Annotated in this window: 18 protein-coding genes; 10 read left to right on the top strand and 8 right to left on the bottom strand. The window is 74.0% G+C overall.

What is annotated here, in order from left to right:
• Window positions 1-17 precede the first annotated feature (17 nt).
• Window positions 18-140, top strand: coding sequence for a hypothetical protein (locus tag ACIA8F_RS08340; RefSeq protein WP_399377465.1), 123 nt, complete (start codon window positions 18-20; stop codon window positions 138-140).
• Entirely contained in the window at window positions 137-757 is a 621-nt protein-coding gene (locus ACIA8F_RS08335; protein ID WP_399377464.1) for a DinB family protein, read from the top strand. Before ACIA8F_RS08340 ends, ACIA8F_RS08335 begins: the two co-directional genes overlap by 4 nt.
• A 27-nt stretch (window positions 758-784) precedes the next feature.
• On the opposite strand, the gene ACIA8F_RS08330 is transcribed toward ACIA8F_RS08335, so the two are convergent.
• Complete coding sequence (locus ACIA8F_RS08330; protein WP_399377673.1) at window positions 785-1810, bottom strand: enoyl-CoA hydratase/isomerase family protein; 1026 nt, start codon at window positions 1808-1810, stop codon at window positions 785-787.
• A 111-nt stretch (window positions 1811-1921) separates the two neighbouring features.
• On the opposite strand from ACIA8F_RS08330, the gene ACIA8F_RS08325 reads away from it, so the two are divergent.
• Window positions 1922-2488, top strand: a complete 567-nt coding sequence (locus ACIA8F_RS08325) for a dihydrofolate reductase family protein (protein WP_399377463.1) — start codon at window positions 1922-1924, stop codon at window positions 2486-2488.
• On the opposite strand, the gene ACIA8F_RS08320 is transcribed toward ACIA8F_RS08325, so the two are convergent.
• Both ACIA8F_RS08320 and ACIA8F_RS08315 read right to left on the bottom strand, forming a co-directional pair.
• Complete coding sequence (locus ACIA8F_RS08320) at window positions 2485-4200, bottom strand: FAD-dependent monooxygenase (RefSeq protein WP_399377462.1); 1716 nt, start codon at window positions 4198-4200, stop codon at window positions 2485-2487. The two genes, ACIA8F_RS08325 and ACIA8F_RS08320, sit on opposite strands and share 4 nt — an antisense overlap.
• A gap of 141 nt (window positions 4201-4341) precedes the next feature.
• A complete protein-coding gene (locus ACIA8F_RS08315; protein ID WP_399377461.1) occupies window positions 4342-5094 on the bottom strand; it encodes an AraC family transcriptional regulator in 753 nt (250 codons plus the stop codon).
• A 63-nt stretch (window positions 5095-5157) separates the two neighbouring features.
• Here ACIA8F_RS08315 and ACIA8F_RS08310 point away from each other — a divergent pair, with 63 nt between their 5' ends.
• Window positions 5158-6402 (top strand): MFS transporter, encoded by a 1245-nt coding sequence (locus ACIA8F_RS08310; protein WP_399377672.1) that lies wholly within the window; start codon window positions 5158-5160, stop codon window positions 6400-6402.
• 72 nt (window positions 6403-6474) lie between these two features.
• Here the strand turns inward: ACIA8F_RS08310 and ACIA8F_RS08305 are convergent, their stop codons facing one another.
• Genes ACIA8F_RS08305 through ACIA8F_RS08290 form a run of 4 tightly spaced genes read right to left on the bottom strand, consistent with a single transcriptional unit; the run spans window position 6475 to window position 10757 of the window.
• Complete coding sequence (locus ACIA8F_RS08305; RefSeq protein WP_399377460.1) at window positions 6475-7806, bottom strand: TfuA-like protein; 1332 nt, start codon at window positions 7804-7806, stop codon at window positions 6475-6477.
• Entirely contained in the window at window positions 7806-8984 is a 1179-nt protein-coding gene (locus ACIA8F_RS08300) for a YcaO-like family protein (protein ID WP_399377459.1), read from the bottom strand. The genes ACIA8F_RS08305 and ACIA8F_RS08300 overlap by 1 nt, the downstream gene beginning before the upstream one ends.
• Before the next feature lie 17 nt (window positions 8985-9001).
• Window positions 9002-9811, bottom strand: a complete 810-nt coding sequence (locus ACIA8F_RS08295) for an ABC transporter permease (RefSeq protein WP_399377458.1) — start codon at window positions 9809-9811, stop codon at window positions 9002-9004.
• Window positions 9812-9815: 4 nt separating this feature from the next.
• Window positions 9816-10757 (bottom strand): ABC transporter ATP-binding protein, encoded by a 942-nt coding sequence (locus tag ACIA8F_RS08290; protein ID WP_399377457.1) that lies wholly within the window; start codon window positions 10755-10757, stop codon window positions 9816-9818.
• A 348-nt stretch (window positions 10758-11105) separates the two neighbouring features.
• On the opposite strand from ACIA8F_RS08290, the gene ACIA8F_RS08285 reads away from it, so the two are divergent.
• The 6 genes from ACIA8F_RS08285 (at window position 11106) to ACIA8F_RS08260 (ending at window position 18400) form a co-directional block, all read left to right on the top strand.
• Window positions 11106-11939 carry a hypothetical protein gene (locus ACIA8F_RS08285; RefSeq protein ID WP_399377456.1) on the top strand — a complete coding sequence of 278 codons (834 nt, stop codon included), beginning with the start codon at window positions 11106-11108 and terminating at the stop codon, window positions 11937-11939.
• Between the two features lie 72 nt (window positions 11940-12011).
• On the top strand, window positions 12012-12461 hold the full coding sequence (locus tag ACIA8F_RS08280) for an aroma-sacti cluster domain-containing protein (RefSeq protein WP_399377455.1): 450 nt from the start codon (window positions 12012-12014) through the stop codon (window positions 12459-12461).
• Between the two features lie 6 nt (window positions 12462-12467).
• The gene (locus ACIA8F_RS08275; RefSeq protein WP_399377454.1) at window positions 12468-15506 is read left to right on the top strand and encodes an AAA family ATPase; all 3039 of its coding nucleotides are present in this window, start codon (window positions 12468-12470) and stop codon (window positions 15504-15506) included.
• Window positions 15497-16366: a S8 family serine peptidase gene (locus ACIA8F_RS08270; RefSeq protein WP_399377453.1), complete on the top strand. Its 870-nt coding sequence runs from the start codon at window positions 15497-15499 to the stop codon at window positions 16364-16366. The genes ACIA8F_RS08275 and ACIA8F_RS08270 overlap by 10 nt, the downstream gene beginning before the upstream one ends.
• Window positions 16363-17001 carry a GAF domain-containing protein gene (locus ACIA8F_RS08265; protein WP_399377452.1) on the top strand — a complete coding sequence of 213 codons (639 nt, stop codon included), beginning with the start codon at window positions 16363-16365 and terminating at the stop codon, window positions 16999-17001. The genes ACIA8F_RS08270 and ACIA8F_RS08265 overlap by 4 nt, the downstream gene beginning before the upstream one ends.
• A 115-nt stretch (window positions 17002-17116) precedes the next feature.
• Window positions 17117-18400 (top strand): helix-turn-helix domain-containing protein, encoded by a 1284-nt coding sequence (locus tag ACIA8F_RS08260; protein ID WP_399377451.1) that lies wholly within the window; start codon window positions 17117-17119, stop codon window positions 18398-18400.
• A 19-nt stretch (window positions 18401-18419) separates the two neighbouring features.
• Here ACIA8F_RS08260 and ACIA8F_RS08255 read toward each other — a convergent pair whose 3' ends face one another.
• A complete protein-coding gene (locus ACIA8F_RS08255; RefSeq protein WP_399377450.1) occupies window positions 18420-20309 on the bottom strand; it encodes a S9 family peptidase in 1890 nt (629 codons plus the stop codon).
• Between the last annotated feature and the right edge of the window lies 1 nt (window position 20310).

Below are 20310 nucleotides of genomic sequence, written 5' to 3'. Positions count from 1 at the left end.
GTGACCGGCTCCACGGCGTGATCGCCGAGCTGGTTGACTGGGCGCAGAGCCCAACCGGAACGGCGGCCGGGACGACGGCCGAACCGGCCGCCGCCGAAGCTGCCGCCGCCACCGCCGAGGACAAGAGCACGCTCCGGTGACCCCACCCCGCCTGACCCCCCTGCTGGACCAGTTCGACTTCGCGCGCACCCGCCTCTCCGACCGCATGGCCGGGCCCGTCGTGGACAGCGGCGACGGGACGGACACCGAGGTCGGCGGCCCGCTGACGGACGAGGAGTACCTCTGGGAGCCGGTGCCGGACTGCTGGTCGGTGCGGCGCCGCGCGGACGGGCCGGGACCGCGGGCCACCGCGCTGGCCGGCGCGGGCGACTGGGGGCGCGATGCGGCGGCCTATCCGCATCCCTGGCCGCCGCCGTTCACCACGATCGCGTGGCGGCTGAGCCACCTCACCGAGATGCTCGCCCTGCGCGCCGACCACACCGCCGGGACCCGCACGCTGACCCGGGCCGACCACCGCGTCGAAGCCGGGGCCGCGGGCGCGCTCGCGGGCTTCGACTCCGCCGCGGGGGCCTGGCACGACGCGCTGCTGAGCGTCGACGAGGCGGCCCTGGACACCGTCGGGTACTGCAGCTACCCGCACGGCAGCGACGCGGAGGAGCCGTTCCTCGACATCGTCTGGTGGGTCAACCAGGAACTGCTGCACCACGGGGCCGAGATCGCCCTGCTCCGCGATATGTACCGCGCGCGGCGGCCCTGACCCGGCGCCGACGCGCAGCGGCGCGGTTCACCCCTCGGCGATCCCGGGGCCGTCCCCGGCGAGCGGGGCGAAGAAGCCGGCCACGTCCCGCTCGGTGACCTCGCCGAGGGTGGCCGGGGACCAGCGCGGGCTGCGGTCCTTGTCGACGACCTGCGCCCGGATGCCCTCCACCAGGTCGGGCGCGGTCAGCGCATGGCAGGAGACCAGGAACTCCTGTTCCAGCACCGGCTCCAGCGCGCCGAGGACGGCGGCCCGGCGCACGGACTCGAGGGTCACCTTGAGGGCGGTCGGGGACTTGGCGAGGATCGTCTCGGCGGCCTCCTTCGCCTCCGGGTCCCCGTAAGCGAGCAGCCGGTCCACGATCTCCTCGACGGTGCCGGCCGCGTAGCAGTGGTCGATCCACTCCCGTGCCCGGGCCAGCGCTCCCGGCCCGGGCTCGGCGGCGTACCGCCCCAGCACCTCCCCGGCCGGGGCCCCGGCGAGTTCGGCGGTCAGCTCCGGCAGCCGGCCGGAGGGGACGAAGTGGTCGGCGAGCCCGCACAGCAGGGCGTCGGCGGCGCCCACCGCGGAGCCGGTGAGGGCGAGATGGGTGCCGAGCAGGCCGGGCGCGCGGGCCAGCAGGTGGGTGCCGCCGACGTCGGGGACGAAGCCGATGCCGGTTTCGGGCATGGCGACGCGGGAGCGTTCGGTGACCACGCGGACGCTGCCGTGCGCGGACACGCCGACTCCGCCGCCCATCACGATGCCGTCCATGAGGGCGACGTAGGGCTTGGGGTAGCGGGCGATGGCCGCGTTCAGCCGGTACTCGTCGCGCCAGAAGGCGGCCGAGGCCCGCGTGCCGGCCTTTGCGTCGTCGTGGATGGCCCGGATGTCCCCGCCGGCGCACAGCCCCCGGTCACCCGCACCGCGGACGAGCACCTGCGCCACGTCCGGATCCCGCTCCCAGCCGGCCAGGGCCGCGGCGATGCGCAGCACCATGGGGTGGGTGAGGGCGTTGAGGGCCCTGGGGCGGTTGAGGGTGATCACCCCGGTGCGGCCCTCGACGGTGCACAGGACGGTGTCGGCGGCTGCGGAGCCGGAAGCGACAGGGGCATCGGGGGTGTCGGGGGTGTCGGCTTTGGCGGTCACGCCGTCCAGTATGGAGGGCGCGTAGCCTGGTTCGTCATGCGAAAGATCATCCTGATGTCGCAGGTCTCCCTCGACGGCTACTACGAGGGCCCGGAGCGGCAGATCGACTGGCACCGCGTCGACGAAGAGCTGCACCAGCACATGAACGACGCACTGCGGTCCGTCGGCGGCATGCTGATGGGCCGGGTCACCTACGAGCTGATGGACGCCTACTGGCCCACCGCCGATGCCGATCCGGCCGCGAGCGCGGCGGAGGCGGACTTCGCGGGCATCTGGCGTTCGGCACGGAAGTACGTGTACTCGCGCACCCTGGAGGCCCGGCAGGCCGACCCGAACGCGACCGTGCTCCGCGAGGTCGTCCCGGAGGAGGTCCTCGCCCTCAAGGCCGCCCCGGGCGGCGACCTGACCCTGAGCGGGGCGGACCTCGCCGCCTCCTTCCTGCGCCACGGCCTGGTGGACGAGTACCGGATCTACGTGCAGCCCGTGCGCATCGGCCGCGGCCGCTCCCTCTTCCCGCCCTCCGACGGCCTGGTCCCGCTCCGGCTGGAGGAGACCCGCGCGTTCGGCAACGGGGTGGTGCTGCTGCGGTACGCACGCGCCTAGGGGGTGTCCGGCGCCTCTGTCGGGGCGGACAGCGAGGCGAGGTAGCCGGACAGGGCCGCCGCCGTGCCGGACAGCGGGAAGCGGGCGCCGAGGTACCCGTCGGGGCGTACCAGGAATCCGGTCGGGCCGTCGGCGCCGTACAGCCGGGCGAACTCCCCGGCGGCGTCCCGGTATCCGGGGACGGCGGCCGGGAGTCCGGCGGCCGCGTCCGGCGCGGCCTCGCGGGCGAGGACGGCCACGGTGAGCAGGCCGGTGGCACCGCTCTGCTCGGCGGCCTCGGCCAGGGCCGCGCCGTCGGCCCCGTACAGGAGCACCACGTGGCCGGCCCGGCCGCGCAGGGCGTCGAGCAGCCGTACGGGGTACGCGGCGACGGGCAGGGACAACCCGCCGCAGTCCGGGGCCCGTTCACCGGGCTGCGGGGCGTCGGCCGGGCCGAAGGGACGGCCGGCGAGCGGTCCGTCGGGGTAGCCGACGAGCAGTTGGGCCTCACGGAGCATCACGGTCCGCATGCCGTCCTGTTCGTTCTCCATGCCCCGGGTCGCGTGCCGCACGGTCCGGCCGACGACCTCCTCGCCCACGGGGCGGCGTTCGGCGTCGTAGCTCGCGAGCAGGGCGGGACCGCCCGCCCCGCGGAGGGTGAGCGCGAGCTTCCAGGCCAGGTTGCAGGCGTCCTGGATGCCGGTGTTCATGCCCTGGGCGCCGGTGGGCGGGTGGATGTGGGCGGCGTCGCCCGCGACGAAGACGCGACCGTCGCCGTAGCGGTCGACGATGCGGTGGCTGATGCGGAACACCGAGGACCAGCGCATGCCCGTGACCGTGGCCGGGGACGGCGCGAGGCGGTCCACGACGGCCTGGATGTGGGACAGCTCGGGGACCCGGCCGCCCTCCAGCCCGTGCCGCACTCCGTCGCCCGCTCCGGGGCCGCCCGCCGAGCCCGCCGCCGGTCCGCCGGGCGGCTGCGCGGAGAGTTCGGGCGGTACCAGCATCGACATGCGGTAGCGGCCCCGGCCGGGCAGCGGGATGCACACCAGCACGTCGTCGGCGCTCCCGTCGGCGCCCTGGCGCGTGGACCGCAGCCCGTACCCTTCGGGCAGGTCCCAGTCGCTGACCACGTCGGCCAGCATGTACTCCTCGGCGAAGGCCCCGCCCTCGTAGGAGAGTCCCAGACCCTTGCGGACCGTGCTGTGCGCTCCGTCGCAGCCGATGAGGTAGCGGGTGCGCAGCTCCTCCTCGCCGCCGGACGCGGTGCGCAGCAGGCTGGTCACTCCGGCCGCGGGCCCGTCCGCGTCCCCGGCGCCGTCCCCGTCCTGGGTGAACGACAGCAGCTCGGTGCCGCGTTCGATCACGGTGCCCAGTGAGGCGAGGTGCTCCTCGAGGATCCGCTCGGTCTCGTACTGCGGCAACGCGGCGAATCCGTACGGGACTTCGGGAGGCAGCACGAGCTCGATGCGGGCCTGCTCGGCGCCGTTGACGTAGATCAGCTGACCGCGCAGCGGCGCGGCGGCTTCCAGGACGGTGCGGACCAGGCCCATCCGGTCCCAGATCTCCAGCGTGCGCGGCTGGATGCCGACCGCCTTCGCGTACGGCAGGCGGGCCGGCAGCCGGTCGACGAGGCGGCAGCTCGCGCCGTGCCGGCGCAGCTCGGCGGCCGCGCTGAGGCCGACCGGACCGGCGCCCACGATCAGCACGTCGGTCGTCGGGGTGTGCGCCATGGGGGAATCCTCCCGTCGCCCGGCCCCGAACCGGTCCTCTCCCTCCATGCTGGCCCGGTGCGGCGCGGACGGCGAGACGGGCGGATGGCCGGATTGCCGGATGGCCGGATTGGCGGTTTGGCGGTTTGGCGGTTTGGCGGGTCAGCCCGCCTTGGCGTGCGCGCCCGGGGTGTGTCCGAAGGCGCGCCGGAACACGTCGATGAACGCGCTCGCCGAGGACCAGCCGCAGCGGTGCGCCACCGCGGTCACGGGGGTGTCCACGGCGAGCAGCCGCAGCGCCTGGTGCAGGCGCAGCTGGGTCCGCCATTGGGGGAAGGTCATGCCCAGCTCGGCGCGGAACAGCCTGCTCAGGGTCCGCTCCCCCGCCCCGGCCCCGGCCTGCGCGGAGAGTTCCGCCAGCCCGCGCGGATCCGCCGGGTCGGCGTGCAGCAGCGCGCACACCGCGGCCAGCCGGGGATCGCAGGGAGCGGGCAGGTGCAGCGGCTGGAGCGGCGAGGCCCGCAGCTGGTCGAGCAGCACCGCCAGCATCCGGCGGCGTTCGGCGCTGTCGTCCTGCGGGGCCCGGGTGTAGGCCAGGATCAGCTCGCGCAGCAGGGGGCCCACGGCGAGCACCGCGGGGGCGGAGAGCGAGAGCGGGTTGAGGTGCGTGGACAGGCCCACGCAGTGCAGGTCGACGCGGCCGAAGGCCCGGTGCTCGTGCACGGTCCCGGCGGGGATCCACAGGGCGCGGGTGGTCGGCGCCACCCAGGTACCGGCATCGGTGGTGACGGACAGCACCCCGGAACCGGCGTAACAGATCTGGTGGTCGTCGTGCCGGTGCGGATCGATGCCGTGGTGGGTGTCGAGCTCGCGGATGCTCGTCGCTGCGCGCGGGGTGTGGCGGATTTTCTGCATCACCCGGCAATTTATCGGAAGCGGGCCGCCCCCGGCGAGAGCGATTCTCGACCGGTGACCTCCATGCGACCGCCCCAGACCCAGTCCCAGTCCCAGACCCTTGCTCCCCCTTCCGCCCCGGCGTCCCGCCCCGCACGGCTCCGTACGGCCGCCTTCTCCGCGGGCCACTCCTGCGTGGACGTCTACCAGGGCGCCGTCGCCGCCCTCGTGCCCTTCCTCGTATCGGAGCGCGCCTACGGCTACGCCGCCGCGTCCGGCATCGTGCTGGCCGCCTCGCTGCTCTCCTTGGTGGTCCAGCCGCTGTTCGGGGTGCTCACCGACCGGTGGCCGATGCCCTGGCTGATCCCGCTGGCCACGGCCGCCGCGGGGCTGGGCGTGGCGCTGGTCGGACTCGACGCCGGGTACGCGGCCACCCTGGCCGCCGTCTCCCTGTCCGGGCTGGGCGTCGCCGCCTACCATCCGGCGGCCGCCCGGCTGGTCCGTACGGTGGGCGGGCCCGGGCACGGCGCGATGAGCTGGTTCGCGCTCGGCGGCAACATCGGCTTCGCGTGCGCCCCGCTGCTGGTGGTCGGCGCGCTGGCGCTGCCGGGCCCGGCGGGGTGGTGGCTGCTGGCCCTCCCGGCGGCGCTGGGCGTGTTCCTCAACCGGCCGCCGTCCGCGAAGCGTTCGGCCGCGGACCGGGCGGCCGCGAGCCCGGTTCCGGCCCCCGTCCGGCTCCCCGCCGACGACTGGCGGGCCTTCCTGCGGCTCTCCCTGGTGGTCGTCGTGCGCTCGGTGGTCTTCACCGGCCTGAGCACCTTCATCGCGCTGTACGTCCGCGAGCGCGGCGGCGGCGAAACCGCCGGCGCCGTCGCCCTGTTCGCCCTCTTCGCCGGAAGCGCCGGCGGCACCCTCCTCGGCGGCCGGCTGGCCGCCCGCTGGGGGCGCGTCACCACCGTCCACCGCGCCTACGCGGCCGTGGTGCCGGCCGTCGCGGGGATCCTCTTCCTGCCGCTGCCGCTGGTGTACGTCTGCTCGGCGCTGGCCGCCACCGCCCTGTACGTGCCGTTCTCCCTCCAGGTCACCCTGGGCCAGGACTACCTGCCGACCCGCATGGGCACCGCGAGCGGGGTCACCCTCGGCCTGACCGTCAGCGTGGGCGGCCTCGCGAGTCCCCTGATCGGCGCGGCGGCCGACGCGGCCTCCCTGCGCACGGCCCTGCTTCCGCTGGCCGCGCTCCCCCTGCTGGCCTGGGCCCTGGCCCGGGGCCTGCCGGAGCCCGCGGAGCCGGAGCCCTCAGAGCCGGAGCCCTCAGCGGCCCGGGGCTGACGGCGGCCCGCCGGGGCCGGGAGCGAGGGGCCCGCGGGCGAGGCCGCCCGCCCCGCCCCCGCCCGCCCGGGGTCAGCGGACGCCGGCCTCGCGGCGTTCGCGGCCGCGCCGGACGTCGAGGGCGAAGAACCTCGGGACCGCCGCGCCCAGCCCCTCCGCGCCGGTGAAGCCGCGGCGGGCCATCTCGATGTCCGGGGAGGTCCCGCGCCCCTGCCAGTGGCGCAGGAAGAGCTTCGCGCACATCTGCGGCGGCGGGACCACCAGCCTGGGCCCGGCCTCCTCCGCGGCCTCGTCGGCCCGGACCACGAGGGCGCACCACTCCTCCCAGCGCTCGGAGTCCCGCAGCCGCGCCAGGACCGCCGGTCGCCAGTCGACCGACTGCCACACGGGCCACACCCGCACCATGAGCAACCTGATCCGGTCGGCGTCGGGGAGCGCGGCCCGTTCCCGTTCCGTGAACCAGCGGGCGAGGGACTCGGGCAGCGGCGACCGGCCGTCGAGTCCGAGTTTGGCCCGTGCGTACCCTTCGAGCGTCATGCCCCGGGCGCCGGCGAGCTCCTCCAGCAGCCCGGTCAGCACCTCCTCGTGCAGCACGGGGTAGCCCTCGTCGAACAGCCGGGCGGCGTCCAGTACGTCGAGGTCCGACATCCACCGGCCGGGAGCGTGCTCCCGGCGGGTCCGGCGGACCAGGGACCTGGCCCGGCTGATGCCGGTGAAGGGCACCTCGGGCGCGACCGGACCGGGGGGCACCGCGCCCCGGCTCGCGAGCGTGCGCAGCGCCGCCATGGCGTCGAGCCGTTTGAGGTCCCAGACTCCGGAGTGGATCATCTCCTCCAGCGTTCCGAGGGCCTCGTGGTCCTCCTCGTCCAGCGCCCGCTCGATGTCCTTCCAGCCGCGGTGGGTGAAGGGCAGCGCCGCGGCCGCGGCCACGATCCGCCGGCCGGCCTCGGGCGCGATGAGCTCGGTCTCGGCGCCCTCCCTGCAGCCGTAGCGGAGGTTCACCAGGGCCACGGTCTGTGCCGGGTACCCCATCTCGGCCGGACCGTGCAGGACCCCCACCTCGTCGTCCCCGTCGATCTCGCCCGAGGCGTACATGGTGAAGACGGTGCCGAGGCCCCGCATGCCGCAGGGGGCGAGTTCGGCGGCCCGCAGCGCGCCCATGCTCGCGGCGCCGATCACCTCCGCGCCCTCGGTGAGCACCTGGAGGATCTCCTTGTGGCCGACGGAGCGCCGTTCCCGGAAGTAGCCGTCGACGACCACGACCACGTCTCCGGGGTGCCACTGCTCGGCGAGGAGGTCGCCCCGGCCGGCGGGCGGGCGCACCTGCGCCTCCGGGAGCACCGCGTGGACGTCGGCGGCGGACAGGGTCGGCCCCGCGTAGACGACAACCCTGGAACCGTTCACTACAGCACCTCCGGGCATACGCGGCTCCCCGGAGCCACGACCTTGACGACCGGGACCCCGATCTCCTCGCGCGTCAGGTCGACGAGGAGGGGCGGATGGGAGAAGGCGGCGGCCGCCCGGCGCACCACGTGGGCGAGGGCGCCGGCCAGGCTGTCGTGCGGGACGGGGTCCTCCACGAGGCCCCTGATGTCGGCGGCGGCCGGGCCGGAGCGCGCGCTGCGCAGCCGGCCGGCGTCGACGTGTCCGAAGTCCTCCCGGAGGTCGTCCCGGGCCCCCGAGATGTACGCGAGCCGGGCCTGGGCCGCTTCGGAGACGGCGCGGGTGAGGGCGATCTCCGGGCTGAGGTGGCAGCCGAAGCCGAACATCGGCGCCGGGTACTCCTCGCTCGCGACCCAGGACAGGAAGCAGGGCAGGCCGGTGGGTGACGGGACGAGGCGGACCTCCAGGGTGACGTCGGCCCGTTCGATCAGCGTGCACAGCTCGTCGGCCACCGGCGACCCGAGGGAGCGCGGGTCGACGCGTACGCCCATCTCCCCGCCCGCGGCGACCGCTGCGGTCAGCGCGTCGCGCTCGATGACCTCGCAGAGCGCGTGCAGGGCGGCTTCGATCCGGGTGTTGCCGCCGGCCAGCCCGTTCGTCGACTCGAAGAACACCGGCGGGTTCCAGTCGGTGCGCTCCTCCAGCGTCAGGCGGACGGCGTTCAGGGGGACGAGGGTGCGCGCTCCGTCGACCAGGGACCTGGCCGCCACCCACTCCAACGGCAGGCCGTCGTGCAGCAGGCTCGGCGCGGCCGGAGCCAACGCTCCTACGTCATAGCCCAGTTGCGTACCGAGTTTGCGCGGGGTGGCGGTCAGCACGGGCAGGGAGGGCTGTTCCACGTGCCAGGTCTCGACCGACTCCATCACCGCGGAGAGCCGGGCCAGTTCGGGCGTCATGCCCTTGCCCTGGGAGACGGCGAGCGTTCTGGAGAGCGGCCGGATCGCCTGGAAGGTCGGGATGCCGATGGAGTCGAGGCGGGTGATGTCGGCGACCCGGGTGACGCCCACCTTGGCCGCGGCGCGGGTCACCATCTCGCAGGTGTCCTTGGGCGGTCGGGCCCGGTCCGTGCCGGGCAGTCGGTGCACGGAGCGGTCGGCCGGCGTGGCGAGCCAGGCCAGGGGCGCATGGTCGGTCTGCACGGTGGGAGCTCCTGGGGTCAGAGGTTCCGGGTGCGCCGCAACAGCGCCCGGCCGGCGACGAAGTTGGCGACGACCGCGACGACGGCGAGCACCAGCAGGGAGGGCCAGGCCTTGCCCAGGCCGAAGATCGCGGCGTCGCGCATCCCGGTGACGGCGTAGGAGACCGGGTTCACTGTCGAGATCCACCGCAGCACGGTGGGGAGTTGCTGCGAGGTGGACAGCGAGGGTGCGGCGAAGACGAGGACGGGCACCGACACGCTGGTGAGCACCATGAAGGTGCGGTAGTCGCTGATGAGCACGGCCGCCGCGAGGTACAGCCCGTTGAACGCCACCGAGGAGAGCACCAGCGCCAGGAGCAGCCAGATCCAGTGGGAGGCGTGGAACGGGTAGTCGAAGATGACCGCGGCGACGGCCAGGGCCAGCAGGCTCTGGGCCAGGACGAGCGAGACCCCGGCCAGCAGTTTGCCGGCCAGGAAGCGCGACCGGCGCAGCGGCCAGCTCCAGAGCTGGGTCGAGACCCCGCTCATCTCCTCCTGGAACATGGCCATGCCGGTCGTCCCGGAGGCGCTGACCACCGACATGGACAGCACCATGGGGAGGAGGAAGACGGCGAAGGGGAGGGTCTCGCCGCGGTAGGTGATGTTCCCGACGACGTTGCCCAGCGAGGTGTTCACCAGGAGCAGGTACACGAGCATGGGGGTCAGTCCGAGGATGAGGTTGACCCTGTTGCGGGCGAGGAGCGCGTACTCGCGGTAGAACACGGCGGTGAAGTCGGCCGGCTTGCCCGACGCGACCGGTGCGGTGGTCTTGAATCCCAGGTCGGCCACGGTGTCAGCCCTCGTTCCCGGTCATGCGCAGGAAGACCTGCTCCAGCGAGTCGGTGACGGTGGAGATTCCGCAGATCGCGACTCCGGAGTCGTGGCAGTGCCGGGACAGTTGCGGCAGCACGTCCCGGACCTGCGCGTTCTCGATGCGGACCTCGGCGTCCTGGGCCGTGGCGGTCAGTCCGGCCGTGGCCGCCCACTCCTTGACCACCTTGGCGGCCACCGCGTCGTCCACGCTGACCAGCAGGTGTGCGCCGCCGAACTCCCGGACGAGCTCGCTCGGCTGGGCGAAGCGGACCACCTTGCCCTGGTTGATGACCAGGACCCGCTGGGCGTTGCGTTCCAGCTCCTGGATGATGTGGCTGGTCCAGATCACGGTCATGCCGTACTCCTCGCGGAGCCAGCGCACGAAGCGCTCGATCTGGTGCCGGCCGGCCACGTCCAGTCCGGCCGAGGGTTCGTCGAGGATGAGGAGTTCGGGGATGGTCAGCAGGGCCCGGACGAGCTGGAGCCGCTGGCGCTGTCCGCCGGACAGCTGGAAGACGAGCCGGGACAGGTGGTCGGCGAGGCCGAGGTACTCGGCCACCTCCATCGCCCAGGGGCGGGTGGTGCGCCAGGACAGGCCCTTGAAGCGGGTGGCGATCAGCAGGTTGTCCAGGGCCGAGAGCATCTCGTCGTAGGGGGCGGACTGGTGCATCGCGCCGATGCCGGTCTTGGCGGCGACGGGGTCGCGGGCGGGGTCCACGCCGAACACCCGGATCCGGCCGGTGGTGGGCGGGGTGACGCCGCAGATCATCTTCATCAGGGTGGTCTTTCCGGCCCCGTTGGGTCCCAGCAGCCCGATGGTCTCGCCCTTGGCGATGTCGAATGAAATTCGGTCGACTGCCGGTGTCTCTTTCCCGCGATAACGCTTGGTCAGTTCCTCGGCGCTCACCACACCATTCGCCACGGTCCGCCCTCCACAATGTGATCGATGGTCCTCTTGGATTTTCTCCGGCCGGTATTTTCCGGGATGGCCGATCGCGTTGCTGCGGCAGGACGTTACGCCCGCGGGACGGCGCGCAAGCGCGGCCACGACCCAAGTTGCCTGGGAACTGCCTCCGTTCTGCCGCCTCTTGCGCCGCCCCCGCTGGTTAGCATTCGCAGCATGAGCCGTTCAGGACGGGCGGAAGACCGCGACGCCCAATCCGTTGTGGTTCTGGTGAATTGCGCGGGCGGCCGTGAATTGGAGGTCGTGCGCGACGCTTTGACGGGGCCGCTGGAAACTCCGGCGATACTGATCCGCCAGGACGAACTCATGTCGACGTCCCTGGCCCTGGACGTGGACACCGGTCTGCTGGACGTCTCCGGGCGCCGGGTCAGACCGGCCGTGGTGTGGGTGCGGCACGGTTCGGCCTGTGCGCTGATGGCGCAGGCGAGACCAGCCGGTTCGGTGAATCCGCTGCGGGCGGAGTCCTGGTCCGGTTTCCTCCGCCAGGTGGCGGCCACGGCGGACGCCGCGCTGCCCGGCGGCACGCTCGTCGGTCCGGGCCAGCTGGTGGAGGCCCGCAGGCTCGGTGTGCGCACGCCCCGTACGGTCGTCACCAACGACGTGCCCGCGGGTGCGCGCGAGGTGGGGGCTCCGGTCCTCGTCGTCAAGACCCCGGACTTCCGGCTGTTCGAGCCGGACCGGCACACCTGGAAGGACTGCCTGCCCTCGGTCGTGGGCCCGGAGGCGGCGGAGCGGGACCCCGGACCGGCCCCGGGCGTCGCGGGAGAACGCCCGGTCGTCGTCCAGGAGTACGTGGCGCACGTGCGCGAGCTGCGCGTCTACCACCTCGACGGCGGGATCTGCGCCTTCGAGGTCGGCAAGCCCGGTCCGTCGAGCCCGATGACGGATCCCGACAGCGTCACCGTGACGCGCGTCGACTGCCCGCGCCCCGCGGCCGAGGCCGTACGCACCCTGTGCACCGCCTGGAACCTGCGCTACGGGGCGTTCGACCTGCTCGTGTCCGACACCGGGGAGGCGGTGTTCCTGGAGGCCAACCCCGACGGGGACTGGCTCTGGTTCGAACGCAAGGCGCGCTGGCACGGGGTCTCGTTCATGGCCGCCGTCATGGTCCGCGAGTTGTTCGTCCGCAGTACGTCGTGAGGGAGAGCGTGAGGAGTGCGTCGTGAGGAGTCCGTCGTGTCGTGAGGAGTCCGCCGTGAGGAGCCCGCGCCGGTGACGGCGATACGGGGTGCCGAGATCTCCAGCCGGGGCCTGGTGCTCGTGGCCCTGGTGGCGCGGGGTCACACGACCGACCGCGTGGCCCGTGCGCTGTGCCTGAGCAGGCACACGGTGGGCGAGGAGATCAGTGTGCTGCTCGACCGGTTCAACTGCCGGAACAGGGCGGAGCTGGTGGCCTACTGCTACGTCCACCGGCTGCTGCCGATCGATGTCTGGCCGCCGCCGTGCGGCCCCGTGAAAGGGGTGGGTGACGTGTTCGACCCTCTGATCGCTCTGCGCGAGGCCGGACTTCCGGTCGACCAGCTGAGCACCGCTCAGCGCGAGGTGCTGGCGGGCCTGACCGAGGAGGAGACGTCGGTCGTCGTATCGGTGCAGCTGCGGCTGGTCGAGGCGGATTCCGGTGCGGATGCCGAGGTGTGGGCGCACGACCTGAAGCTGCTCTGAGCACGCATGAGCCGCAGACTGGTGGTCGTCCTCTTCCTCGATCTGGTCGGGTGGACCCGGCTCGCCGAGCGCGTGGACCCGGAGCCGCTGCAGCGGCTGCTCGACGAGTACTACGAGATCTGCTCGGACGCGGTGGAGGAGCACGGCGGGGTCGTGGAGAAGTTCATCGGCGACGCCGTGATGGCGGTCTTCGGGGCCGACACCTCCCAGGAGGACGATGCTCCGCGGGCGCTGCGCGCCGCCGCGCGGATCCGCGCGGAGGTGCGTGACCTGCGCACGCCCGCCACCGGTGCCGCCCCGGTCGAGGTCCACTGCGGGATCGCGGCCGGCGAGGCGCTGGTGACTCGTTCGGCCCGGGCCGGCATCCGGGTCGTCGGCGACGTGGTGAACCTGGCCGCACGCCTCCAGGCGCTGGCGGTCGCCGGGGAGATCATCGTGAACGAGACCGTGGCGCACCTGGCGCGTCCGCACTACACCATGGTCCCGGTGCCGCCGGTGACCCTGAAGGGCAAGGCCGAGCCGGTGCCCGTCCTCCTGGTCACCGGTGAGGCGGCGGCCGGCGCGGACGGCGCGGACGGCGCGGACTGCCTCATGGTGGACCGCGCCGCCGAACGCCACCGGCTGCGCGGGATCTACCACCGGGTGGCCCGGGAGCGACGCGCGGAACTGGTGACCGTGCTCGGACCGCCCGGGATCGGCAAGACCCGCCTGGTCCGGGAGGCCGTGGACGACCTCGTCGCGGCGGGGGCGCGTCCCGTCGCGGTGTTCGGCAGCTGCCAGGCCTACGGGACGGCCGGCAACTACGGGGCGCTCGTCGACATGCTCGACGCGCTGGCCCGGCGGGTCCCGTCCTGCGCCGAGCTGCTGCGGTCGGACGAGCGGATCGCCGGCGTTCTCGCGGCGCTGCGCGAGGCCTCGCTCCCCCGGCGGGCCGGTACGGTTCCGGGCCCGGGCGTGGAGGAGGTGTCCTGGGCGGCCCGCGAGCTGCTCACCGCCGCGGCCGCCGGCGGCCCGCTCGTCGTGGTGTGGGACGACCTCGCGTGGGCCGGGCAGTCACTCCTGCGGCTGATCGGCGAGCTGATGGACGGCCTGCGGGACCTTCCGCTCCTGATGGTCTGCGTGTCCAGGGCGGAGCTCGCGGGCCGGGAGGGGCCCTGGGCTCCGGGGGCGGACGGGACCCGGGAAGCGGACGTGATCGAGGTCGGGGCGCTGGTCCCGGCCGACGGTGCGCGCCTGGCGGTCTCGCTGGCCGCCGCCGGGAGCGGCGCCGAGGTGGAACCGCACGGGCTCGATCTGGCCGAGCAGGTCGACCGGGTCGCCGTCTACGGCGCGGGCAATCCGCTGTACATCCGGCTGATGATGGACTGGCTGCGGAACGGCCGGACCGTCGACGAGGTACCGCCGAGCATCACGGCCATGGTGGGGGCGATGATCGACCGGCTGCCCGCGCCGGGCCGCCGGCTGCTGGGCGCGGCCTCCGTGATCGGCCCCTCGTTCACCCTGGAGCAGCTCGCGCTGCTGGGCGAGCCCGCTCCGCAGGATGCGGTGGCGGAGCTCGTCGGCCTGCGGCTGTTCCGGTCCGCGCAGGAGGCGGGGGGCTACTGCTTCGTCCAGCAGCCGGTGCACGAAGTGGCGTACGGCAGGCTGGAGAAGGAGCAGCGAGTCGCCTGGCACCGGCGGCTGGCCGGGCACGGTTTCAGTCCGGGCTTCCACCTCGAAGCCGCGGCCCGGCTCCTCGCGGGGCTGCGCCCGGACGATGCGGGACTGGCGGAACTGGCGCGGGAGGCGGCCGGGGCGCTGCTCGGAGAGGGCACCCTGGCGCTGCGGCAGCGTGACGTGCCCACGGCGATCGGACTGCTCGGACGGGCGCTCGTCCTGGCGCGGGGCGGGCCGGGCCGGTGCCGGTCGGTCGCGGCCGTCCGGCTGAGCGATGCGCTCATGCTCTCCGGGGACACCCGGGGTGCGCTGGAGGTGGTGGCGGAGGGCGAGTGGCCCGCCACCGGCTCCGGTCCGGCCCCCGCCCTGGTCCGGGTGCAGCGGCACCTGCTGGCGGCCCGGCTCGGCAAGGTGGCGGAGGCCGATGTGGCGGGGCTGCGGGCCGCGCTCGACGGCGAGGAGCCCGACCGGTCCGCCCGGTGCCGGTTCGAGCAGCTGCTGATGCTGATCCACCTGGACCGCGGCCGGTTCGGGGCGGCCGAGGAGGCGGCCGTCGCCGCGCTCGGCCACGCCCGGGACGCCGCTGACGCGTACGAGGAGGACCGCCTGCTGGTGGCCCTGTGCGAGATCCGGCAGTGGTCGCCGAGTCCGATGGCGCAGAAGCTCGCGGGGTGCGCGGAGCTCCTGGAGCGGTTCGCGGCCGACCGGTTCCTGGCGCTGCCCGCGCTGGCCGCCCGCGCGCGCTGCCTGGCGCTGACCGGGGACCGGTCCGGTGCGCGTTCGGCGCTGACCGAGGCCGAGTCCGTCGTGCTGCAGCTCCGGCTGACCATGGGGCGGGTCCTGGTCGATCAAGTGGCGGCGCTCGCAGCCTCGTTGGAGGGGGAACACGCGGAGGCGGAGCGGCGCTTTTGCCGCGCGGCGGACGCTCTCGAACAGGCCGGCTACGTACCGGTCGCGCTGACCATGCGGGTGCAGGCGGCCCGCGAGTGCGCCCGCCGGGACCGGCCGGACGAGGCGGCCCGGCGGATCGCCGAACTGCTGGCGCGGCGCGAGGAGATGGACGTGCGGGGGCGGATCCTGTGCCTGACGGCCGCCGTACTGGGCGCCGCGGAGCGGGGCCGCGCCGAACCGATGCATGCCGCGCGGATGGATACCGAGCCGGCGCCTGCCGAGCCGATGCGGGCCGACGTGCTGCGCGCCGAGGTGCTGCGGCTGCTCCGGGACCTGGACGACCCGTGTCTGCGCGGCGAGGTCTGTTTCGATCTGGCCCGGGCCCACCGGTGCCTGGGCGAGGAGGCCGAGGCCCGTGCGATGGCCGGGCGGGCCGCCGACAGCTATGCGGCCGTCGGCGCGGCGAAACCGCTGGAGGCGGTACGGGCATGGAGGTGAACGGTGCGCCCTGGCGGCGCGAGCGGCGGCCGCACGCGTCGGGGATGCCCGCGTGGAGCATGCCGGCGGGCGGGGACCCCGGCGAGCCCCTGCCGACGGCCCTGTTCCAGGGGATCGGTCCGCGCTGGGCGTGGGAGGGGGCCGACGGAGAGGGCGTACGGGTCTGCGTGCTCGACAGCGGGGTCCAGGCGGGGCATCCACTGGTCGGCCCTGTGGAGCGGGCCTGGCAGGTGGTGAGCACCGAGGGCCGGGCTCCGCGCGTCGAGGAGTGCGAGCCGCTGGACAGCGCCGGGCACGGGACCGCGTGCGCGGGGATCATCCGCTCCCTCGCGCCCCGGGTGTCGCTCAGTTCGCTCAAGGTGCTCGGTGACGGGAGGGCCGGCAGCGCCTCCGCGCTGATCGCCGGGCTCGCCTTCGCCATCGAGGAGGGGTTCGACGTGGTCAGCATGAGCCTGTCGACGACCAGGGTCGAATTCCGGGACCGGCTGGGCGAGTTGTGCGACCGCGCCTACTTCCGCCGGACCGCGGTGGTGGCGGCGGCGCACAACCTGCCCATCGAGAGCTTCCCCTGGAACTTCGCCTCGGTGATCTCCGTCGCCAGTCATGCCGAGCCGGACGGCATGCGCTTCTACTACAACGCCGCTCCCCCGGTCGAGTTCCGCGCCCGCGGGGTGCGCGTGCCGGTGGCGAGCCTGGGCGGCGGCACGGTCCGCAACACGGGCAACAGCTTCGCGGCGCCGCACATGGCGGGGATCGCGGCGCTCGTCCTGAGCAAGCACCCCTGGCTCACCCCGTTCCAGCTCAAGAGCGTCCTGTACCACTGCGCCGCGAACGTCCGAGGAGAAGGAGGCGGGGAATGAAACCCTGGCCGCACGATCTGATGGCCACCGAACGCCGGCTCCTGCAGTCCGTCGTCACGGTGGCCCGGTACATCTACGGGGCCGCCGCGTCCTCGGTGTTCATGGTGAGCCCCGACACCGGCGAGCTGATCTTCGCGGCGGTGGCCGGCGAGGGCGAACAGGGCCTGGTGGGAAGGAGGTTCGAGCCCGGTACGGGCATCGCCGGCTGGGTGGCGGCCAGCGGGCAGCCGCTGATCACGGACGACGTCGGCGCGACCGACCGGTTCGCCCGCGACGCCGCGGCCTCCACCGGGTACGTGCCCGCGAGCATCATGGCCGCCCCGCTCATCGCGGACGGGGAGTGCATCGGGGTGATCGAGGTACTGGACCGCCACGTCCACGACGGGCACGCTCCCGGCCGGGAGCTCGACGACATCGAACTGCTGGGGCTGCTCGCCACGCAGGCCGCGCTGAGCCTCGCGCTGCTGCGGCGCAGCGAACAGGCCGCGGAGGCCTCGCCGCGCATGGGCGAGCTGCTGGCCCGGCTGTCCCAGCACGCGGTCATGGACGCCTCCGACCCCCTGGCCGTCTCGCTGCTGACCCTCACGCTGGACCTGCTGGACCGGGGTGCGCACCCCGGTTCGAAGGTGGTCTGACGGCCGACGGAGACGGACCGCAGACGGCGCACAGACGCGCCGCAGACGGATCGCAGACGGATCGCAGACGCGGCGGAGACGCGTACGGAACGGGCCCCTCCTACCCTCCTGGCCTATGGTCCACCCTGCCGAGGCCCAGGCTCCGTCGTTTCCCGAGCTGCTCCGCTTCAAGCGGGTGCAGGCCGGGCTGACCCAGCGGACGCTGGCCGATCTGTCGACGATCAGCCCGAGGACGATCCGCGCCCTGGAATCGGGCCGGGTGAACGCGCGGATGCAGACCGTCCGGCTGCTCGCCGACGCCCTGGGGCTGGAGGGCCTGGCCCGGGAGCTCTTCGTGACCGCGGGGCTGGGCAGCGCGGGGCCGGCTCCGGCCGGAGCCGATCCCTGTCTGGCGGTGCCCCGGTCCGTCAACGCCCTTCTCGGGCGGGAGGTCGAGGTCCGGGCGATGGCGGGCGCCCTGGAGTCGGATCACCGCCGGATGATCTCCCTCTCGGGGCTCGCGGGCGTGGGGAAGTCGCGGGTGGCCGCGGAGACGGCGGCGCGGCTGAGCTCCCGGCGCGGCTGGCCGGTGCTGTGGATCGGATCGGGAGCGGCGGCCCTCGACGGGCACGGGACGGCCTTCGGCCCCCTGCTGCGGTCCTTGCGCCGGCTCGTCGAATCGGGTGCGCAGGACGTGGCCGCGGTCTGCCGGCTCATCGGCCGGCACGAGGTGCTGATCGTGCTCGACGGGGTCGCCGACGCCCGGGATCCGGTCGGCGTGGAGGAGCTGCTGGCCTACTGTCCGGGCATCCGGGTGATCAGTACGTCACGGGCCCCGTGGAACGCGGCCGGCGTCCAGGGCACGGTGCTCGCGCCGCTGACCGTCCCCGGACCGGAGTGGGAGGCGGCCGGGTCGCTGGACGTCCTGGCCGCCGTGCCGTCGGTGCGGCTGCTCGTGGACCGGCTCGCGGAGATCCGGCCGGGATTCGTGCTCGGCCGGGGGGACGCGGCTGCCGCCGTGCGGCTGTGCCGGACCCTGGACGGCCTGCCGGCCGCACTGGAAGCGGCGGCGGCGGGGTGCGGGGTGCTGAGCCTGCGCCGGCTCGCGGACATGCCCGCCGCCCAGCTGCTCGAACTGCCGGCGGCCGCCCGGCCCGCCGGTGTTCCCCGGACCATCGGCTGCCCGATCCGGTCCGGGGTCGAGCGGCTGGAACCAGCACCGCGCACCCTTCTCGGGGAACTGGCCCGCTTCGAAGCGGCGTTGACCGTGTGCGAGGCCGCCGAGGCCCTGTGCCTGCCGCTGAACCGGGTGATGGCGGCACTGGGCGCGCTGACGGGCGGCGGGTTCGTCCGGGCCGCGCACGAGGAGGCCGAGACCCGCCTGCACCTGCCGAACCTGGTGCGGGCCGCGTTGGCCTGATGCCGGTCCGGGTCCCGATTCAGCCCAGGTGCGCCGCGAGGAACCGCTCGACCGCGGCGTAGTAGGCCTGCCGGTTGGCGGGACGGGCCAGACCGTGGCCCTCGTCGGGGAACAGCAGGTACTCGTGCGGCAGTTCCTTGGCAGCCAGGGCCGCGACGATCTGCTCGGCCTCCGCCTGCGGCACGCGGACGTCGTTGGCGCCCTGGACGACGAGGACGGGGATGCGGATCGCGTCGACCCGCGACAGCGGGGAGCGTTCCCACAGCATGGCGCGCTCCGTCTGCGGATCCCCGACCTGGGCGTGCATGAAGGAGCGCAGCGCGGTGCGGTAGGGCGCCCCGGCCGCCAGCAGGGTCAGCAGGTTCGACGGACCGCAGAGGTCGATCGCGCACGTGAACACCTCCGGGGTGAAGGCCGCGCCGACCAGAGCCGCGTAACCCCCGTACGAGCAGCCCATGATGGCGATCCGTGCGGGGTCGATCCCGCCGCCCGCGACGAGGTGGGCGACCGCGTCGAGCAGGTCGGTCTGCATCGCGGCGCCCCACTGTTTGGCGCCCAGGTTGCGGAACTCCTTGCCGTAGCCCGTGGAACCGCGGAAGTTGACCTGGATGCAGGCGTAGCCGCGGTTGGCCAGGAGCTGGGCCTCCTCGTCGAACGCGAAGGTGTGCCGGGCCCAGGGTCCGCCGTGCACGTTCACCACCGCGGGCAGGCCGGTGCGTTCGGCGCCGGGCGGCCAGGTGACGTAGCCGTGGACGGTGATCCCGTCGCGTGCGGGGAACGCGAAGGGCTCCATCCTGGCCAGCGTGTACGCCTCCAGCTCCCGCTGGTGGCTGAAGAGGTGGCGCAGCGTGCCGGCCGGCCGGTCGTAGACGTAGTAGAGGACGGGGCCGGCCCCGGTCACCACCGAGACGGTCCAGAGCCGTTCGGCGCGGTCGGTGCGGTCCACGTAGATCTCGCCGTCGACCGACAGGAGCGCGAGCTCGCCGCGGATCCGGTCGAGGTCCTTGGCGAACTCCCCGTCGAGGAAGACCCATTCGTCGCGGTCCTTCGCGAAGAGCACTGCTTGCGGCAGGCGGCTCACCGGGTCGAACTCGACCTGTTTGACGTCGTACACCGGGTCCTCGGCGAGCAGCGTCCGCCGCCCGGTCGCGAGGTCGACGGCGAGCAGGCGGCTCGCGTTGGCTCCGATGGAGGACAGGAGGTGGCAGGTGGCGCCGTCGCGCGAGAAACCGATGACCCGCGTCCCCATGGCGTCCTCGTAGGGCACGTCGAGCCAGGGCGGGTGCGGGGCGCCGTGCGGGCCCTCCGGTCCCTCCTGTCCGTCCTGTCCGTGCTGTCCGTCCGACGGGTCGAGGTGTACGGACAGGCCGCCGTCGGGTTTCATGACCGTGCCGCCGCGCACCCGCAGGTCGGTGTCGACGATCCAGCTCAGGTATCCGGGATTCTCCGCGACCTTCGTGAGCCGGTCCGTCCGCAGGTCGAGGGCGTAGACGTCGTGCAGCCCGGGCCGGTCCTTGTTCAGCCCGATCAGCAGGGTCGTCGGGTGCCACCGGTTGTGCGCCAGCACCCGTGCCTGGACGCCGTCGAAGGGCGTGGCGCAGCGCTCCCGGCCGGTGACCAGGTCGACGAGGTGGATCCGCCAGCTCTCGTCGCCGTCGCGGTCGCGCAGGTAGAAGAGGGTCCGGTCGTCGTGGCACAGGCCGTACGTGCGGATGCCGCGGCCCCGGTCGTGCGTGACGGGCCTCGCGTCCTCGGGCCGGTCCACGGGCGCCGTCCACACGTTCAGCACGCCGTCGTCCGGGGCCAGGTAGACGAGGCGGGTGCCGTCGGGGGAGATCTCGGGGACGAGGTGGGTGGGGTTGCCGAAGAGGACGGAGTGCGGGATCAGCGGTACGGCTTCGGTGGTCACG

Origin of the sequence: Streptomyces sp. NPDC051563 (assembly GCF_044454225.1) — a bacterium.
In the GTDB taxonomy this organism is placed as follows: Bacteria; Actinomycetota; Actinomycetes; order Streptomycetales; family Streptomycetaceae; genus Streptomyces.
Note: the sequence above shows the minus strand (reverse complement) of the source record. Positions and strands in the feature narration are given on the sequence as shown.

Bases quoted from the DNA above. Each gene is read 5' to 3' on its own strand.
- ACIA8F_RS08325 (WP_399377463.1), top strand. From the start codon at position 1,922: ATGCGAAAGATCATCCTGATGTCGCAGGTCTCCCTCGACGGCTACTAC.
- ACIA8F_RS08320 (WP_399377462.1), bottom strand. From the start codon at position 4,200: ATGGCGCACACCCCGACGACCGACGTGCTGATCGTGGGCGCCGGTCCG.
- ACIA8F_RS08315 (WP_399377461.1), bottom strand. From the start codon at position 5,094: ATGCAGAAAATCCGCCACACCCCGCGCGCAGCGACGAGCATCCGCGAG.
- ACIA8F_RS08310 (WP_399377672.1), top strand. From the start codon at position 5,158: ATGCGACCGCCCCAGACCCAGTCCCAGTCCCAGACCCTTGCTCCCCCT.
- ACIA8F_RS08285 (WP_399377456.1), top strand. From the start codon at position 11,106: ATGTCGACGTCCCTGGCCCTGGACGTGGACACCGGTCTGCTGGACGTC.
- ACIA8F_RS08275 (WP_399377454.1), top strand. From the start codon at position 12,468: ATGAGCCGCAGACTGGTGGTCGTCCTCTTCCTCGATCTGGTCGGGTGG.
- ACIA8F_RS08270 (WP_399377453.1), top strand. From the start codon at position 15,497: ATGGAGGTGAACGGTGCGCCCTGGCGGCGCGAGCGGCGGCCGCACGCG.
- ACIA8F_RS08265 (WP_399377452.1), top strand. From the start codon at position 16,363: ATGAAACCCTGGCCGCACGATCTGATGGCCACCGAACGCCGGCTCCTG.
- ACIA8F_RS08260 (WP_399377451.1), top strand. From the start codon at position 17,117: ATGGTCCACCCTGCCGAGGCCCAGGCTCCGTCGTTTCCCGAGCTGCTC.